This is a genomic window from Streptomyces sp. UC4497, from assembly GCF_054871485.1.
This window is the reverse complement of record NZ_JBTYHB010000006.1, coordinates 144,139-161,123: the sequence shown is the minus strand read 5'-3', so window position 1 is coordinate 161,123 and position 16,985 is coordinate 144,139. Positions and strand designations below refer to the sequence as shown.

Here is a 16,985-nt window from a genome sequence, read left to right as displayed (position 1 = left end):
GGGCGCGCCATGGCCGCGACCTCACTTTCCCTGTTCAGTTACGCCCGCGGGGGCGGGTGCGGCATTCGTGCTTGGCGTGGCGTCCGGGTCGCCGAAACGGAGTGACTCCGCGATCGCGTCGAAGACCTCGTAGAACTGTTCCGCCAGATCCACGTTGGGGGTGGAACTGGCGAGCACCAGATAGTCGTGGCTGTTCGGCACCTGGACGAGGGTGTGCCGCACCGCGGTGGGCACGCGCGTCCCGTTGTAGTCGATGTCCTCGATACGGGAGATCCGCCCGGCCGCCCCGACATGCGGCAGCTCCACGAACTCCACCTCGCCGGGCGGCAGTCCGCTGCTCTCCGCGTCGGTGCCGAGCTGCACGCCCGCGGCCATGACGAGGTCCGCCAGATCCTCCGCATCCTCCTCGGGAACGGAGATCCGCAGCACCACCGTGGTGGCGCTGAGCACCAGCGGGCCGCTGCCCGCGCGCAGGATCCTGAGCATGCCCGACGCCCGCAGCGCGCCCTTCGCGTGCGCCTCGCGGGCGATGCGCCGCGTACTGCGGATCAGCCCGTCCACCCGCTCGCGGCTCAGCTGCGGGGACTTCTCCACCTGTGCCTCGATACGGCGGCGGATCGACGCGTCCCGGGTGTTCGGGTCGAGGTCGAGGTGCCACCACGAGTCGGGGAACCTCAGGCTGTACTCCGCGGGCGCGGCCGCCTCCGGCTGCTCCGTGGTCGGTTCCGTCGTCATGGCGCTATTCCCTTCCGCGCGACGCTCTTCGCGAGGTTCTTCGCGATGCACTTCGCGACGTTCCTCCGTCACGCGTCCTGCTTCTCTTCGTCCAGCGACTTGATGGTTTCGTCGTCGGTCTGCGTGAAGTTCTCGGCGATCGTGTCCGTGTTGTCGGAGAACTTCTTGACGTTGTCGTGAACCCGCTCGTGACCCGCCACCCACGCCTTGTCGAACGCGTCGAGGGCGTCCGCGAGCTTGCTGTCGCCGGCCAGGCTCTTGAAGTCCCCGTCGCCGCCGGCGGCGTGGTAGAGCGTCGCGGAGTTCCCGATCAGATCCCCGATGTTCTGGAGCTCCTTGGCGGTGTCCTTCAGGTCCTGCACAGGCACGCTGATGTTGCCCATCGGTATCCCCTTCTCCTGTCCCAGCCGCCCGGCCCCGCCCTCACGGGGAGAGCGGGGCCGGGCGATGCGGGGGAGCTTCAGCCGATGGAGCCGGCGGTCTGGTCGTCGGTGTCGACGAACGCGTCGGCAACCTGCTTGATGAACTCACTGACACCCTGCAGACCCTCGATGGCCTTCTCGGTGCCGTTCTTGTACTCCTCCCAGTACGGGCGGAACTTGCTCTCCGAGCCGGGCGTCGCGTAGGCCGCCTCGACCATCTCGTCCATCTTGGTGTTGGCCTCGTGCAGGCTCTGCTGCATGAGTTCCTTCTGGTTCTGCAGCCAGGTGGACGCCTCGCGCATCTCGTCGGGGCTGATCCTGATGTTGCCGCCGGCCATCTCGGTTCCTTCTCTCGTCTCGATTCGCCCGCGGTCCTAGATCCGCGCACACCGGGGTCTACGGGGCACTCGCCGAGGCGGTTCATGGCTGTTGCTGAACGGTGACGAAAAAGGTGGAGGGGGGCCGGACCTGGGGAAAGGTGCGGCGAGGCGACCGACGTTCAGGATCATCCGGTGGGGTGGACAGGATGAGGCCATGGGCGTGGTGAGGATCGGAGATACGGTCCGACGCCCGTCCGGCACTCGTCCTGTTTCGTCGCGGAGCTACTGACTCACCTCGACGAACAACCGGGCTTCACCGGCGCCCCACGCCACCTCGGGTTCGACGCGGACGACCGCGAGACCCTGAACTACCTGCCCGGATGGGTGCCCGCACACTTCCAGACGTGGAGCGTCCACCAGGCCGCCGCCGCACGCACCTTGCTGAGATCACTCCACGACGCCACCCGCAACAGCCGCCTAGCGGGCCCCTGTTCAGTGGTCTGCCACAACACCCGGGCCCGAACACCACCGTGTTCTCCGACGGTGTCCCGTCCGCCTTCATCGACTTCGACACAGCGTCCCCCGGCGAACCACTAGAGGACCTCGGCTACAGGGCATGGACCTGGTGCATCAACTCCAAGCAACGCCGCCTGGTCGCGCACCCACCTCACATCCCCACGCCCACACACCGCGAACACTGCTGAAATCCGAAACCGCATCCACTGGTCCGAAGAGGAACACGCCTACACACCAGCCCACCGCAAAACCTTCGCAGCGGCCCTGCACTGACCTCCCGGGCCGGACCGGACCGCCTGGGCCGCCACCCGTGGAACCGTGACGCGGAACCACGACACATCCGTGGTCCTGCGTCACAGACGCCCTCCCTACGCGGCGACGCAGACCGACGGGCAGAAGCGAGCGCGTCGAGGCGAGAGGAGACCTCCCGGAGCTGTCGGCCGGACTGGACTGAGCAACGGCCAGGTAGAGCGGCGTATACCGCCGTCATGATCTGGCCTTCAATCCCTGGCGCTGGGGATTCCCAAGCCGTCCATGTAGTCGCGGACCCGGATGATCAGTCCATTGCGGACGTGCAGTATCAGGAGGCCGGGGACGGTGAAGGTGGTGTCCTTGGTCGGCAGCGTTCCCATCACGACGTGCTCGGCAATGATCACTTCCGGGTCGGTGGTCTCATAGACCCCGATCTTCCTGACCTCCTGCACCTGGACGGGGCTCGAGCCCCAGGCCCGCCGGTATCCCGCGCGCACGGCCTCGCGTCCCTCGTAGCGCGGAGGAAAGCCGGGAGACGAGAACGGGAACTCATGGACCCCGTCCACGGCATAGAGATCGCTGAGATCGTCCGGGGCCTTGTCGAGCATGGCTTGGTAGTAGCGGGCCAGTACCTCATGAGGAGTACGGGCGGCAGGCGTGTCCAGATGCGCCACTGGGATTCCAATCGCTCAACGCTTGTTGACCCACTCACCGTAGGGACGCACGTGACCGCATGACTGGCTTCCCTGAGTAGACCCCCTCTGACCAGCAAAAAGGCCCTACCGGAGTAGGGCCTTTTGAAGGCGCCCCCGGCAGGACTCGAACCTGCGGCCAAGCGCTTAGAAGGCGCCTGCTCTATCCACTGAGCTACGGGGGCCGGTGTGTGGCCGGTGGCTTGGTCGGGGGATGTGGGGTGATCCGTGACCTTGCCGGGGACAAGGATAGGGCTCCCGGGTCCCTGCCCTTGCTGCTTCGCCTCCGCGGCACGATGTGGAGGTTCAGTGAAGCGGTCCCGATAATCGCAGGTAGGTACGAATCCTGCATCGCTTTTGGCTTCATACGCCTCGGGTGTTGTGCACTCGTTATGCCTGCGCCCCCAGTCGCCCCTTCCGTCCCGCTGTGTGCTTCCTGTGCCTTATCGCGTAACTTATCGGCGCGCAGACGCGGTCATATGCTTCATAAAGCGTCCAAAATTGGGCATTCTTCACGTGTGGTGACCTTGGACGTTCGGCCTCAGCTGCTCGACGCAATTACCGCGCTGCGCGACCGTGTCGCCGCCGCGCGCTTTCCGCTCCCGCTTGCGGGGGCGCCACGCGCGCGTGCCAACCGCGGCGAGCTGCTCGCACAACTCGACGACTATTTGGTGCCCCGCCTGCGGGCTCCCGAAGCGCCCCTGCTCGCCGTGGTGGGCGGTTCCACGGGCGCCGGCAAGTCGACGCTGGTGAACTCCCTCGTGGGGCGTGTCGTGAGCGAGGCCGGGGTGCTGCGGCCGACCACACGTGTTCCCGTCCTCGTCTGCCATCCGGATGACCACCACTGGTTCTCCGGGATGCGGGTGCTGCCCGACCTCACGCGCGTGTGGATGCCCAAGCAGGCCGATGGCGGGCATGGCGGGCATGGTGCGCGTGGCGGGCATGGGGGGCTCGAAGGGGAGGGCGAGGAGGAGGGGGAGCTCGAGCCTGTTCCTGACGAGGCGGAGCGGGTGTTGCGCGTCGAGACCTCGGGGGTGCTGCCGCGCGGGCTCGCGTTGCTCGACGCCCCCGACATCGACTCCCTCGTCGCCGAGAATCGCGTGCTCGCCGCAAGGCTCATCAGCGCCGCCGACGTGTGGGTCATGGTCACCACCGCCTCCCGCTACGCCGACGCCGTGCCGTGGCGGCTGCTGCGTACCGCCAAGGAGTACGACGCGTCCCTCGTGACCGTGCTCGATCGGGTGCCCCACCAGGTCGTCGCCGAGGTCTCCCGGCAGTACGGCGCGCTGCTCGCCAAGGCCGGGCTCGGCGAGGTGCCGCGGTTCACCGTGCCGGAGCTGCCTGAGTCGACCGGCAACGGGGGGCTGCTGCCCGCCACCGCCGTCGCCCCGCTCCGCGCCTGGCTGACCCATCGCGCCCAGGACTCCGAGGCGCGCGCCCGCGCCGTCGACCGCACCGCCCGCGGCACGCTCGACTCGCTGCGCGCCCGGATGCCCGAACTGGCCGCGGCCGTCGCCGCCCAGCACTCCGCCATGGTCCGGCTCACCTCCGCCGTCGAGGACGCGTACGAGACCGAGCACGCGCGCGTACTGGAGCGTTTGCGGAAGGGGGGTGTGCTCTCCGGGAACGCGCTGAAGCACTGGCGGAGTTATCCGGCGGACTGTGGGGCCGGTGAGCTGCTTGATGCGTTGGTGGAGAGTCTCGGCTCCTTGTTGGCGTGTGCGGTCACTGCGGCCGATGAACGGGTTGATGAGGCCTGGCGTCGCGAACCCGGCTCGCGTGCCAAGGAACTACGTAGGCAGGATCCCGGGGCCGAGACCGTCGAGGAGCGGATCGGTCTTGCCGTACGGCGCTGGCGGCGGGTGCTCGAGGAGTACGCGGAGGACGAGGCGCGGGCCGCCGCCCAGGCCATGGACGGTTCGCCGCCCGACGCCGAGGCGGTCGCGGCGCTCGTCGCCACCGGGCTGCTCGGCGGGCGCCGGGGCAAGGCCGCAGGCGAGAACCTGGCCGAGCGGATCGGTGCCCAGGGCGCACTGCGGTTGCGCGATCGCGGTGGAGAGCTCCTGAGTGAATATCTGGACACCGTGCTCGGTGCGGAACGCGAGCGGCGACTCGCGCCGCTCGACGCGCTCGACATCACACCCGAATCCCAGGCCGAGTTGATCGCGGCCCTTTCGCTGTTGCAGAAGGAGAGGTGAGGGCGCTGTCCGCCGTCACGGATCAGACCGATCCCAGGGATCCCAACGGTTCCACGAACTCTGCCGATTCCACGGGGCCCGTCGATCACACACGTTCCGTCGATGACTCCGAACTGACGGATCTCGCGGACGAGCTCGGTGATGCCCCCACACCGGAAGCCGCACCGTCCTCCGCGTCCTCCGCCTCCTCCGAAGAGGACGCCGGGTCCACCCAAGGCGTGGAGATTCCCGAAGGGCGTACGGAGTCCACCCCCTGGGACGACGGTCTCATCGCGCGGCGCGTCGCCAAGCAGGGCGGCGAGGTGGCGGTGCCGGCCGGATCGGGTACGTACGACGGGCAGTTGAAGCAGCGGCTCGACGCGCTGCGGGAGCTCGTCGGGCTCTCGCGCGCGCGGCTCGACGGGACGACCCTCGCCGAGGCGGGGCAGGTGCTCGACGAGGCCGCGGCCCGGCGGCGGCTCTCCTCGCGGCACACGGTCGTCGCGATCGCGGGGGCCACCGGAAGCGGCAAGTCGACGCTGTTCAACGCCCTTGCCGGCGTGCCCCTCTCGGAGACCGGGCTGCGCAGGCCCACCACCTCCGCGCCGATCGCGTGCAGTTGGACGGACGGGGCCGCCGGGCTGCTCGACCGGCTCGGGATCCCCGGGCGTGCGCGCAGGCGCCCCGCGCAGGGGCCGCAGGGGGAGGCGGCGCTGGACGGGCTGGTCCTGATCGACCTGCCCGATCACGACTCGGCCGCCCTCGAACACCGTGATCAGGTCGACCGGGTGCTCGGCCTGGTGGACGCCGTGGTGTGGGTCGTCGACCCGGAGAAGTACGCCGACGCGATGCTCCACGAGCGGTATCTGCGGCCGATGGCGGGGCACGCGGAGGTGATGTTCGTCGTGCTCAACCAGGTCGACCGGCTGCCCGGCGAGGCCGTCGAGCAGGTCCTGGACGATCTACGGAGGCTGCTCGACGAGGACGGCATCGCGCTCGGCGAGCACGGCGAGCCCGGTGCCACGGTGCTGCCGCTCTCCGCCCTCACTGGTGAGGGCGTGGACGATCTGCGCGACTGCCTCGACCAGGTCACCACCGAACGCCGGGCCGCCGCGCGCCGGATCGGCGCCGACGTCGACGCCGCCGCCGACCATCTCAAGCAGGTGTACGCGACCGGGCGGCAGAGCGGGCTGAGCGAGGAGGCCCGTGAGGAGTTCGCGGACCGGCTCGCCGAGGCCGTCGGCGCGGCCGCCGCGGGCCAGGCGGCCGGGCGGGAGTGGAGCCGGGGCGCCAACCGGGCCTGCGGCACGCCGTGGCTCAGGCTCTGGCGCTGGTACGAGGACCGGCGCGCGGTCGGCTCGAACGTCGTGGCCCCCGCGGTCCCTGCGGACGAGGAGGAGGTCACGGCCCGGCAGCGCGTCGAGCACGCGGTGCGGGTGGTCGGTGACGCAGCCGCGACGGGGCTGCCCGAGGCGTGGGGGCAGGCCGTGCGGGAGGCCGCGACGCGGGGCGGCGAGGGGCTGCCGGAGGCGCTCGACGAGCTGGCGTCCGATGCCGCCTCCGAGCACCTCAAGTCGGAGTACGGGGCCGGGCGGCCGCCGAGGCCCGGATGGTGGCCGGTCGCGGTGTTCGCCCAGGTGGCCATGACGCTGCTGCAAGTTCTGGGGGTGCTGTGGCTGGTGGGGCAGGTCGTCGGGGTCTTCTCGGCGAATCTGGGCGTGCCCCTGCTGCTGATGCTCACGGGGCTCGTGGGCGGGCCGTGCGTGGAGTGGTCGTGCCGGATGGCGGCGAAGGGGCCGGCGCGCCGGTACGGGCAGGAGGCCGAGCGACGGCTCAGGGACGCGGCCGCGGCCTGTGGCAGGGCGCGGGTGCTGGATCCCGTCGCGGCAGAGCTGCTGCGGTACCGGGAGGTGCGGGAGCAGTACGTACGGGTGGCCGGGGGAGTGACCGGGTTGTCCACAACCCGCGGGTAGGACACAGGCGTCGGCGGGGATCGCGGCGCCGGGTGCAGTCTGTGATCGCGGCTCGGGAAGGGCTCGGGCCGCGCACGGACGTCCTGGCCGTCAGGGCCGGACGGGGGTAACGGGAGGGGTTCCGGATGAGCAGCGAGACGATGGTGACCGTGGTGGGGAACGTGGCGACGACACCGGTGTTCCGGGAGTTGCCGACGGGGCCGGTCGCCCGGTTCCGGCTCGCGGCGCACAGCCGCCGCTTCGACCGGGTGCAGAACGTGTGGGTGGACGGGCACACCAATTTCTTCACGGTATGGGCCTGGCGCGGGCTCGGGACGAATGTGCAGAGTTCCTTGGCGCTCGGTGAACCGGTCATGGTGCAGGGCAAGTTGAAGGTGCGCGACGAGGAGCGGGGCGGGCAGCACTGGACGTCGGCGGACATCGAGGCGGTCGCGATCGGGCACGACCTTTCGCGCGGCACCTCCGCGTTCCACCGGACGCAGCAGGTCCGTTCGGAGAGTGCGCCGCGGGGTGATTCTCCGTGGAGTGGTGCTCCGCAGGGCGATTCTCCGTGGGACGTGGCGAAACCGGGCGAGGCGGCGAAACCGGGCCAGGCGGGGGCGGGGGCGGGGGCCGAGGCCGGCGCCGGCCAGGCGTCGAACGGGCAACCGGCCGATACCGAGCCGGATTTGGCCGAGCCGCAGCCGGTGGGGTGAGGTCGGCCGAGTAGGTCTGGCCGAATAAGCCTGGCCGAACTGCGGCTTATCGGCCCCCGCGTGCTGGCGATTTGTCGATAAGCCCAGCTGGGAAACGGTGTTGGCGATAACGATTGCGATTCGGATCGGTTGCCGGAAGGCGGCTCCGGGGATCGCCGAAGATCATTTCCCTAGGATGCCGAGCGTGACTCCTGGGCTCGTCGGGACCTCTGCGCATCAGGTGCAGCGACGGGTCGGGAGTGCAAGGGCCAGCCGAATCACTGTGGTTGGCGTTGATTCTGCCGGCGGGACACCACCCCCCATGTGACCACCCGTCCCGCCTGAAGGGGAATTTCGTGTTTTCTGTGTGCTCACGGACCGCGCGGCGTGGACGAGGCGCAGGCCGTCTCGCCGCGGCGGCCCTGATGTCGGGACTCATGGCGACAGGGGCGATATCCGGCGCGAGCGTCGCGCAAGCCGAGGACGGTGCGACGGAGCAGAGCGGTGCGAGCGCCGTTCTGGCCGGCCTGGAGACGTACGACACGGCCGTGATCCACGAGGCCGGGAAGGACGAGAAGGTGTCGGCGGGCCTGTTCCGGATGGCCGTCGACGACGGAGGGACGCTCCAGACGTACTGCGTCGACGTCCACAACCCGACGCAGCCGGACGCCAAGTACCGCGAGACGTCCTGGGCCGGCACGTCGCTGCACGACAACGCGAACGCGGGGCGCATCCGCTGGATCCTGCAGAACTCGTATCCGCAGGTCAACGATCTCGCCGCGCTCGCCCGCAAGGCGCACGCGGGGAGCCTCACCGAGCAGGAGGCCGCGGCCGGCACCCAGGTCGCGATCTGGCGCTACTCGGACAAGGTCGATGTGGACGCGGTCAGCCCGGCCGCCGAGAAGCTCGCCGACTATCTGCAGCGCAGCGCGCGTGACCTCGCGGAGCCGCAGGCCTCGTTGACGCTGACGCCGCAGGCCGTGTCCGAGCAGCCGGATGATGCGGACGATGCGGCAGCCGCCGCGCGTACGGATTCGGAAGCCAAGGATCGAGCGGAATCGGAAGCCCGTGGCCGTGCGGACTCGGAAGCCCGTGGCCGTGCGGATTCGGGAGCCGGAGACCGTGTGGATTTGAAAGCCGGTGACTCGGAAGCCGGCAACAGGGTCGGCCCGGTCACCGTGCACACGAACGCCGACAGCGTCACGGTGATGCCGCCCGTCGAGGCCGCCGCGGCCGGGGTGAAGCTCGTCGACGAGAAGGGCAGGCCCGTCACCACCGCGAAGGACGGCAGCCGGCTCTACTTCGACGTACCCAAGCAGGCGAAGGCGGGTTCGGCGGAGCTGACCGTGCAGGCGTCGACGACGGTTCCGGTCGGCCGGGCCTTCGCCTCCGACACCAGGAGCCAGACGCAGATCCTCGCGGGCTCCAGCGAGTCCACGGTCTCCGCGACCGCCACGGCGACCTGGGCGAGCGAGGGCGCCGTGCCCGCACTGTCCGCGCGGGAGAACTGCGCGAAGGACGGCGTCGACATCACGGCCGCCAACAGCGGGGACGCGCCGTACACGTTCACGCTCATGGGCACCAAGTACACGATCCCGGCCGGCCAGACGCGGACGGTGACGATACCGCTGCAGGAGGACCAGGCGTACGACTTCACGATCAAGGGGCCGCACGGCTTCGAGAAGCGGATACGGGGCGTGCTCGACTGCGCGACGACCTCGGCGGCGGGTTCCACGGCGGGCGGCGGTCTGCGCACCCAGGCGACGACGCAGCCGAGCCCTGCCTCCGTCGGTGGCACGGGATCCGACGCCGCGGACACGGACCTGGCCGAGACGGGCAGTTCGAACGCGACGCCGATCATCGCGGGTATCGCGGTGTTGCTGGTTCTGATCGGTGGGGCGTCGGTTGTCATGGGCCGTAAGAAGAAGGCGCCGGGCGCAGGCGACGGCAGCAGCGACGGCGAGTAGCGGTGGTGGCCGGGGAGCGTCCCCCTCCCCGGCCTCTCCGGCCTCCCCGGCTCGGAACGGGCGCGCCGCAGCCGTGCCACCTGCGCTGTCATCCACATGTCAACGGGATGTGATCACGGCTCCCTAGCGTCAAGTGCGTTGGTTGACCGGGACGTCCACAACCCGAGGGGGAACGCACATGTCGAAGAAGAGCAGGGCGGCGGGGGCTGTTCGCGCCGTTGCGGTGGCGGCGGTACTGGCCGCGGGCAGCGCCGTCGCGTTCGCGCCGGCCGCGCATGCGGACGGCGCGGAGCACTACTACATCGAGATCGGCGGCACCGGCCCGACGGAGAACAAGGACGGCTGCCCCAATACCAACTCGTCCTACGACGCCGCGAACGACGCGTTCGGCCTCGGCGCCAGCGCGATCAAGGTGTGCTACCCGGCCTCCGCGGGACCGATCATCGGCCCCTCCGGCTCACTCATCGAGCCGTCCGGGAAGGTCAACCCCGAGGCCCTCACCTCGCCGACCTACGACGCCAGCGTGCAACTGGGCATCGAGAGGGGGTTGAAGGCGGCGCAGGACACCCATAACGCGCACCCCGACGCCCAACTCACCATCACCGGCTACTCCCAGGGCGCCCAGGCGGCGGACGTCGTACTCCAGAAGATCGCGCAGGGGGACACCGGTATCCCGCGCTCGCAGGTCGACGGCATGCTCTATGCCGACCCGATGCAGCCCGACACCGGTTTCGGGGCCCGTGTCCCCAAGGGGCTCGGCATCCCGGGTGTGGCCTCCGCGCCCGGTGCGGGGCCGGTGAACTTCGACGGGATTCCGGTCAAGCGGTTCTGCATCGTCGGTGACCCGGTGTGCGACTTGAGGTCCATCACGAACGCGCCCGGGTACTTCGACGTGCACCCGTTGTATCCGGCGGTCGCCATCCCCAAGAGCCTCAACCAGACCGGCCAGAACGGCGTTCAGTGGCTGAACCGGAACGGGGACCCCGTGTAGAACCTCCGGGTCTCCAGGCCTCCGGGCTTCAGATCTTCAGGGGCCGAAGGGCTGCTGAAGGAACGGGGGAGCAGGGCGGGGAAGTGGTCCGGCCGGTTACCGGCCGGCCGGACCATCCCCGTCCTGTCGCCCTCCCTCTCCCTGTCTTCGGTCGCCGAGGTCGTCCAGTACGCGGGAGATCCGTGCCCGGTTGGCGTCGGTGTCGGGGAGGGCGGTGCCGCGTTCGAAGAAGTCGCGGGAGCCGGACAGGCCCTCGCCCACGGCCTCGTGCCAGAGCAGCCGGTGGCGTAGCGCGATCTCCGGGGCGGTGTCGGTCGCCTCGTCCAGGACGTTGCGCGCCCGGCGCCGCAGGTCGGCGGCCGCCTCCGGGTTGCCCAGGTCCGCCTCGGCCGTGGACAGCCTGTCGAGGGCGGCGGCGTACAGCGGAACATCGCCGAGGCGCCGGGCCAGGCTCTCCGCCTTCCCGAGGGTGCCGACGGCCTCGGTGGGCCGCCCGAGGTCGAGTTGGAGCCCGCCGAGGCGGAGCAGGGTCTTGCCGAGGAGGCGGGGGCTGCCCGCCTTCTCGGCCAGCGCGATCGCCTTCAGGTAGCGGTCGTACGCCTTGTCGTGCTCGCCGAGTTGGTGGTGCATGTCGCCGGCCCGCGTCATGATCGATCCCGTGAGCCAGTCGTCGTGCGTCAACTCGCCTGCCAGGCGCAGGACTTCGGCGAAGTGCTCCATGGACTCGGCGATCCGGCCCTCAAGGTTGGCGAAGGTCCCGAGACCGGCCGAGGCGCGGGCCTGCTCGTGGCGGTCGCCGGCGCGGCGGCTGATGTCCAGCGCTTCGGTGAACCAGGCACGGGCCTCTCGGTACCGGCCCTGGACCCCGTACAGGATGCCGAAGCCGATCCGCAGCGCGGAGTCCATCCGGCGGTCGGTGGCCTGTTCGAGGAGCGGGAGCAGCAGCTCCAGTGCGGTGCGGCACTCGTGGAACCGGCCCTGTCTGGTGAGGTAGTCGACCAGGCCCTCGGCGATCCAGCAGGCCTCGTCGACCCGGCCGACGGACACCGCCTGGCCGATCACGTCGACCAGTTCGCCGCCCGCCTCGTCCAGCCAGGCCGTGGCCTCCTCCCAGCCCGTGAAGGGGCCGGTGCCCTGCGGTCCCGTCGGGGTGGACGACGTTCCCCAGTCGCTGGCGCAGCGGGCGGCGGCGACGTACAGCCGGAACACCCGCTCCCTCGCGGCCGAGGCCTCGTCGGGCGACGCGGCGGCGACGCGGCGGGCGTAGACGGCCACCAGGTCGTGCAGGCGGTAGCGGTCGACTGTCACCCGCTGCGTCAGACTCGCGTCGGCCAGGTTCTCCAGGGCGCGTTCGGCGTCGGGCGGCGTCCCGTCGAGAAGGGCGGCCAGCGTCAGCCGGTCGAGACGCACGGTGGGCGAGAGGCCGAGGACGCGGAAGGCGCGCTGCTCGGTGGCGGGCAGCTGGGCGTAGGAGACCCCGAACGCGGCTTCTACGCTGCGGTCCTCCACGGCGAGTTCGTCGAGGCGGCGCTCGTCGTCGGTCAACCGGGCCGCGAGGGCCTCCACCGCCCAGGGCGGACGGTCCTGGATCCGCGCGCCGACGATCCGCAACGCCAGAGGCAGCCGCCCGCACAAAGTGGCCAGCTCACGCACGGCGGCGCACTCACGCCCGGAGCCGTCGCCGCCCCCTACTTCCCCTGTCTCCTCTTCCTCACGGCCGACTATGCGGGTCAGGAGTTCGGTCGCCTCGCCGATGCCGAGAGGGGACAGCGAGACCCTGCGGTCCACGTCGAGGCCCGTCAGCCGACGACGACTCGTCACCATCACCAGCGTGCCGGGGCCCGCGGGCAGCAGGGGGCGCACTTGTTCGGCGCGGGCGGCGTCGTCGAGGACGAGGAGCAGCCGGAGGGAAGCGGTGGCCGCCCGCCATGACGCGGCCAGCTCGTCCAGGTCCTCGGAGTCCTGCCCCTCGCCGGCCCCGACCGCCCGCAATAATCGGCGCAGAACGCGTTGCCGTCCGACCGCCCCGCGGTCCTCGCGGTGCCCGTGCAGCTCCACGAACAGGCAGCCGTCGGGGTACCGGTCGCGCAGGGCCCGCGCCGCGCGCACGACCAGGGCGGTCTTCCCGACGCCGGCCATGCCGTCGACCGCCCGGACGGTGACTTCCTGGGTGTCGGCGGGCGCGACGAGCAGCTGGTGCTGGCGCTCGCGGCCCGTGAAGTTGCTTGTGTCGACGGGCAGTTCATAGCGTGCGCGGTGCTTGCGAGGAGACTCGTCGGTACGCTGCTGAGGCACTACGGCTGGCGGTTTCATTGTCGCCCGTTCCCTTACTGCCCTTACTGTGGCACCGCCGATCGGGAACGGATCGTCGCCACGGAGCACCGCCGCGTGCACCCGTCGGAGTTCGGCGCCCGGCTCCACTCCTTGCTCGTCGACGAGGCGGCGGCGCGCGGTCGCGTAGACGTCCAGCGCGTCGGCCTGCCGGTTGGCGGAATGCAGGGCGCGCATGAGCAGGGTGGCCAAGGCCTCGTTGTAGGGGTGGGCCGTCGTCAGCGAGAACAGTTCGGCCAGGGCCTCGGTGTGCCGCCCGGAACGGAGCTGGCAGTCGGCCTTCTCCTGCACGGCCGAGAGCCGCTGCTCGGCGAGCCGCAACCGCTCGCCCTCCGCGAAGGGCCCGGGTATCCCGGCCAGCGGCTCACCGCGAAAGAGCTCCAACGCACGGGACCAGACATCCACCGCGCCATCCAGATCCCCGGACTTCTTGGCGGCATGCCCGGCGGCAACGGCCTCCTCCCACCGCGCCACATCCACATCCACACGCGCACTGCCGGGAGCGAAGCGATACCCGCCGCGCGCGGTCTCGATCACGGAGCGGGCCTCCCCGTGCACATCCAGGCGACGGCGTAACCGATGCACGTATACGGGGATCACCCTGGTCCCGGTCCCGGGCGGCTCCGTCCCCCACACCCCGTCGAGCAGCTGCTGCCGGCTGACCGTCCTCCCGGGCCGCAACAGCAGCGCGACCAGGAGCGCCTGCTCCCGCACCGGCCCGAGCTCCAGACCGCCGTCGCCGCGCCAGGCCTGGGGCGGCCCGAGCAGAGCGAAGTGAAGGCGCGGGTCCTGCGGGTTCACTTCAGTGGACAACTCGCTCGGAATCAGCACGCGGCGAGACTACCCACGCCTGAATCGCCCCCATCCGGTCCCTCAACCGACCCCCACAAGACCTGCACGCCCCTCGCGACACACAGTGACCGATTTGCTACCAGCCACCGCCAAGAAAGCCCAGTTCAGGCCCACCCACCGATACACGTTTTCGCCCAGCGGTGGCCGTACGGCAAGATGGGGTGTATCTGCCCTCACGCGGTGGAGCCGCAGCACGCGGGCCCCTTACTGCGATACACACTTCGACTGCCGGACGGTTTCTCTTGGCTGAGTTCATCTACTCCATGCGCAAGGCGCGCAAGGCGCACGGCGACAAGGTGATCCTCGACGACGTCACCCTGGACTTTCTTCCTGGAGCGAAGATCGGCGTTGTCGGGCCGAACGGTGCCGGTAAGTCGACTGTCCTGAAGATCATGGCGGGCATCGAGCAGGCGTCGAACGGTGACGCCGTCCTCATGCCCGGTTACAGCGTCGGCATCCTCATGCAGGAGCCGAAGCTGGACGAGAGTAAGACCGTGCTGGAGAACGTCCAGGACGGCGCCGCCGAGATCATGGGCAAGCTCAGGCGCTTCAACGAGGTGGCCGAGCTCATGGCCACCGATTACAGCGATGAGCTCATGGAGGAGATGGGCAAGCTCCAGGAGGACCTCGACCACGCCGACGCGTGGGACCTCGATGGTCAGCTGGAGCAGGCCATGGACGCCCTCGGGTGCCCGCCCGGCGACTGGCCCGTCACCAACCTCTCCGGTGGTGAGAAGCGACGTGTGGCGCTGTGCAAGCTGCTGATCGAGGCGCCCGACCTGCTGCTTCTCGATGAGCCCACCAACCACCTCGACGCCGAGTCCGTGAACTGGCTGGAGCAGCACCTCGCCCAGTACAAGGGCACCGTCGTGGCCATTACTCACGACCGGTACTTCCTGGACAACGTCGCCGAGTGGATCCTCGAGCTCGACCGCGGGCGCGCGATCCCCTACCAGGGCAACTACTCCACGTACCTGGAGAAGAAGTCCGAGCGCCTCAAGGTCGAGGGCAAGAAGGACGAGAAGCGGCAGAAGCGGCTCAAGGAAGAACTCGAGTGGGTGCGGTCCAACGCCAAGGGGCGCCAGACCAAGTCCAAGTCGCGTCTCGCTCGGTACGAGGAGATGGCCGCCGAGGCCGACAAGATGCGGAAGCTGGACTTCGAGGAGATCCAGATCCCGCCGGGCCCGCGTCTGGGCAACGTCGTCGTCGAGGTCGAGAACCTCGGCAAGGCGTTCGGCGACAAGGTGCTCATCGATGATCTCTCCTTCACGCTGCCGCGTAACGGGATCGTCGGTGTGATCGGTCCGAACGGTGCCGGTAAGACCACTCTGTTCAAGATGCTGCAGGGCTTCGAGGAGCCGGACTCCGGTTCCATCAAGGTCGGCGACACCGTCAAGATCTCGTACGTCGACCAGAACCGCGCCAACATCGACCCGAAGAAGACTCTTTGGGCCGTGGTGAGTGATGAGCTCGACTACATCAATGTGGGCCAGGTCGAGATGCCGTCGCGGGCGTATGTTTCCGCGTTCGGGTTCAAGGGGCCGGACCAGCAGAAGCCGGCGGGTGTCCTGTCCGGTGGTGAGCGCAACCGGCTGAACCTCGCGCTCACCCTCAAGCAGGGCGGCAACCTGCTGCTCCTTGACGAGCCGACGAACGACCTGGACGTTGAGACCCTGTCGAGCCTTGAGAACGCGCTGCTTGAGTTCCCCGGCTGCGCTGTCGTCGTGTCTCACGACCGGTGGTTCCTCGACCGGGTCGCCACGCACATCCTCGCGTACGAGGGTGAGTCCAAGTGGTTCTGGTTCGAGGGCAACTTCGAGTCCTACGAGAAGAACAAGATCGAGCGGCTCGGCGCCGACGCCGCGCGTCCGCACCGTGCCACGTACAAGAAGCTGACCCGCGGCTGATGGCCCGCCACGTATACGCCTGCCCCCTGCGTTGGGCCGACATGGACGCGTACGGCCACATCAACAATGTGGTCTTCCTCCGGTACTTGGAGGAAGCGCGGATCGATTTCCTGTTTCGGCCCGACAAGGACTTCCAGCAGGGGTCCGTCGTGGCGCGCCATGAGATCGACTACAAGCGGCAGTTGGTGCATCGGCACCGGCCCGTGGACATCGAGCTGTGGGTGAGTGAGATAAAGGCCGCGTCGTTCACGCTGTCGTACGAGGTGAAGGACGAGGACGTCGTGTATGTCCGCGCCTCGACGGTCGTCGTGCCGTTCGACTTCGAGGCGCAGCGGCCGCGGCGGATCACCGCCGAGGAGCGGGAGTTCCTGGGCGAGTACCGGGACGACGAAGCGGACCGTTCGGAGGCGCTCGTCGCATGAGTGCGACCGTGTTGTCGTTCGCCGATCCGGGGGAGGCGGCGGATCTCGCCGCCTTCCTCGGCCGGCTGCTGCACTACGACAAGGCGGCCGCCGTGCGGCTGCGGGCGCAGGCCGGTGGGTCGGCGCTCGCGGTGTTCGGGCGGCCGCCCTCGTTCGAGGTGCTGGCCGTGCGTACGGCGCGGCTGCTCAAGCCGTACGAGAACGGGATCGAGGACACCCTCGATGTGACCGTGTCCGCGGGGGAGTTGCTCGACTCCATCGATGAGGCGGGCGCGACCGTCGCGATTCCCGGCGCCGTCACCGGGCCGCCCTGGGCCGGTGTGCTGCCGCCGCTCGGTGGCTGGGAGCGGGTGGCCGGGTTCCCCGACGCCGACGCGCTGCGTGGGCTCGTGAAGGCGGCCGTGGTCGAATTCCGGGCGCGGGTCGAGGAGTTGGCGCCGGACGCGCGTACGCGCGGTGAACTCGACCGGATCGGCCACGAGGTCTGGTCGCGGGAGATCGGTACGAGTGGGGCCCCGGTGCGGATCGTGCACGCCGCGGCGTCCCTTGGTTTCCTGCGGGGGGATCAGGTCGACCTGGTGGCGGCCGGGGCGTGGCTGCGGCTGCGCACCGCGTACGGGTCCGTGGCCCTGCGGAGGGCGTCCGCCACGTTGGGTGGGCTGTCCGTCAGCCCCGCGTGATCCCTGGCCGGGACGGGGTGGCGGTCGCGGGGCTCCGCCCCGGACCCCGCGGGCTCTCGTCACCAGAGCGGGGC

13 protein-coding genes and 1 tRNA gene are annotated in these 16,985 nt (G+C 69.9%); 8 read left to right on the top strand and 6 right to left on the bottom strand.

Features of this window, described 5'->3' with window-relative positions:
* Positions 1 to 21: 21 nt before the first annotated feature.
* The 5 genes from ACYSUO_RS11190 to ACYSUO_RS11170 form a co-directional block, all read right to left on the bottom strand.
* Positions 22 to 735, bottom strand: coding sequence for a hypothetical protein (locus ACYSUO_RS11190; RefSeq protein WP_461775906.1), 714 nt, complete (start codon positions 733 to 735; stop codon positions 22 to 24).
* Between the two features lie 68 nt (positions 736 to 803).
* On the bottom strand, positions 804 to 1,118 hold the full coding sequence (locus tag ACYSUO_RS11185; protein WP_461775905.1) for a hypothetical protein: 315 nt from the start codon (positions 1,116 to 1,118) through the stop codon (positions 804 to 806).
* A gap of 77 nt (positions 1,119 to 1,195) precedes the next feature.
* Positions 1,196 to 1,495, bottom strand: coding sequence for a WXG100 family type VII secretion target (locus tag ACYSUO_RS11180; RefSeq protein ID WP_399230904.1), 300 nt, complete (start codon positions 1,493 to 1,495; stop codon positions 1,196 to 1,198).
* 998 nt (positions 1,496 to 2,493) lie between these two features.
* Positions 2,494 to 2,919 (bottom strand): nuclear transport factor 2 family protein, encoded by a 426-nt coding sequence (locus ACYSUO_RS11175; RefSeq protein WP_461775904.1) that lies wholly within the window; start codon positions 2,917 to 2,919, stop codon positions 2,494 to 2,496.
* Between the two features lie 130 nt (positions 2,920 to 3,049).
* Positions 3,050 to 3,122 (bottom strand) — tRNA-Arg (locus tag ACYSUO_RS11170).
* 333 nt (positions 3,123 to 3,455) lie between these two features.
* On the opposite strand from ACYSUO_RS11170, the gene ACYSUO_RS11165 reads away from it, so the two are divergent.
* From ACYSUO_RS11165 to ACYSUO_RS11145, 5 genes are all read left to right on the top strand, one after another.
* Positions 3,456 to 5,135, top strand: a complete 1,680-nt coding sequence (locus ACYSUO_RS11165) for a dynamin family protein (RefSeq protein ID WP_461775903.1) — start codon at positions 3,456 to 3,458, stop codon at positions 5,133 to 5,135.
* A 218-nt stretch (positions 5,136 to 5,353) separates the two neighbouring features.
* A complete protein-coding gene (locus tag ACYSUO_RS11160) occupies positions 5,354 to 7,087 on the top strand; it encodes a YfjP family GTPase (protein ID WP_461775902.1) in 1,734 nt (577 codons plus the stop codon).
* 125 nt (positions 7,088 to 7,212) lie between these two features.
* On the top strand, positions 7,213 to 7,782 hold the full coding sequence (locus ACYSUO_RS11155) for a single-stranded DNA-binding protein (protein WP_461775901.1): 570 nt from the start codon (positions 7,213 to 7,215) through the stop codon (positions 7,780 to 7,782).
* 335 nt (positions 7,783 to 8,117) lie between these two features.
* The gene (locus tag ACYSUO_RS11150; RefSeq protein ID WP_461775900.1) at positions 8,118 to 9,728 is read left to right on the top strand and encodes a Cys-Gln thioester bond-forming surface protein; all 1,611 of its coding nucleotides are present in this window, start codon (positions 8,118 to 8,120) and stop codon (positions 9,726 to 9,728) included.
* Between the two features lie 178 nt (positions 9,729 to 9,906).
* On the top strand, positions 9,907 to 10,719 hold the full coding sequence (locus ACYSUO_RS11145; RefSeq protein WP_461775899.1) for a cutinase family protein: 813 nt from the start codon (positions 9,907 to 9,909) through the stop codon (positions 10,717 to 10,719).
* A 96-nt stretch (positions 10,720 to 10,815) separates the two neighbouring features.
* Here the strand turns inward: ACYSUO_RS11145 and ACYSUO_RS11140 are convergent, their stop codons facing one another.
* Positions 10,816 to 13,881 carry an AfsR/SARP family transcriptional regulator gene (locus ACYSUO_RS11140; RefSeq protein ID WP_461775898.1) on the bottom strand — a complete coding sequence of 1,022 codons (3,066 nt, stop codon included), beginning with the start codon at positions 13,879 to 13,881 and terminating at the stop codon, positions 10,816 to 10,818.
* Positions 13,882 to 14,144: 263 nt separating this feature from the next.
* Between ACYSUO_RS11140 and ettA the strand changes: the two genes are divergently transcribed.
* The 3 genes from ettA to ACYSUO_RS11125 are packed head-to-tail and all read left to right on the top strand — an operon-like array spanning position 14,145 to position 16,911.
* Positions 14,145 to 15,809, top strand: a complete 1,665-nt coding sequence (gene ettA, locus ACYSUO_RS11135; RefSeq protein WP_461775897.1) for an energy-dependent translational throttle protein EttA — start codon at positions 14,145 to 14,147, stop codon at positions 15,807 to 15,809.
* Positions 15,809 to 16,231 (top strand): acyl-CoA thioesterase, encoded by a 423-nt coding sequence (locus tag ACYSUO_RS11130; protein ID WP_461775896.1) that lies wholly within the window; start codon positions 15,809 to 15,811, stop codon positions 16,229 to 16,231. The genes ettA and ACYSUO_RS11130 overlap by 1 nt, the downstream gene beginning before the upstream one ends.
* Positions 16,228 to 16,911: a hypothetical protein gene (locus tag ACYSUO_RS11125; protein ID WP_461775895.1), complete on the top strand. Its 684-nt coding sequence runs from the start codon at positions 16,228 to 16,230 to the stop codon at positions 16,909 to 16,911. The genes ACYSUO_RS11130 and ACYSUO_RS11125 overlap by 4 nt, the downstream gene beginning before the upstream one ends.
* Positions 16,912 to 16,985: the final 74 nt, after the last annotated feature.

Excerpts from the sequence above, each read along its gene's own strand:
- ACYSUO_RS11190 (WP_461775906.1), bottom strand. The coding sequence starts at position 735 with ATGACGACGGAACCGACCACGGAGCAGCCGGAGGCGGCCGCGCCCGCG.
- ACYSUO_RS11185 (WP_461775905.1), bottom strand. The coding sequence starts at position 1,118 with ATGGGCAACATCAGCGTGCCTGTGCAGGACCTGAAGGACACCGCCAAG.
- ACYSUO_RS11180 (WP_399230904.1), bottom strand. The coding sequence starts at position 1,495 with ATGGCCGGCGGCAACATCAGGATCAGCCCCGACGAGATGCGCGAGGCG.
- ACYSUO_RS11155 (WP_461775901.1), top strand. The coding sequence starts at position 7,213 with ATGAGCAGCGAGACGATGGTGACCGTGGTGGGGAACGTGGCGACGACA.
- ACYSUO_RS11145 (WP_461775899.1), top strand. The coding sequence starts at position 9,907 with ATGTCGAAGAAGAGCAGGGCGGCGGGGGCTGTTCGCGCCGTTGCGGTG.
- ACYSUO_RS11130 (WP_461775896.1), top strand. The coding sequence starts at position 15,809 with ATGGCCCGCCACGTATACGCCTGCCCCCTGCGTTGGGCCGACATGGAC.
- ACYSUO_RS11125 (WP_461775895.1), top strand. The coding sequence starts at position 16,228 with ATGAGTGCGACCGTGTTGTCGTTCGCCGATCCGGGGGAGGCGGCGGAT.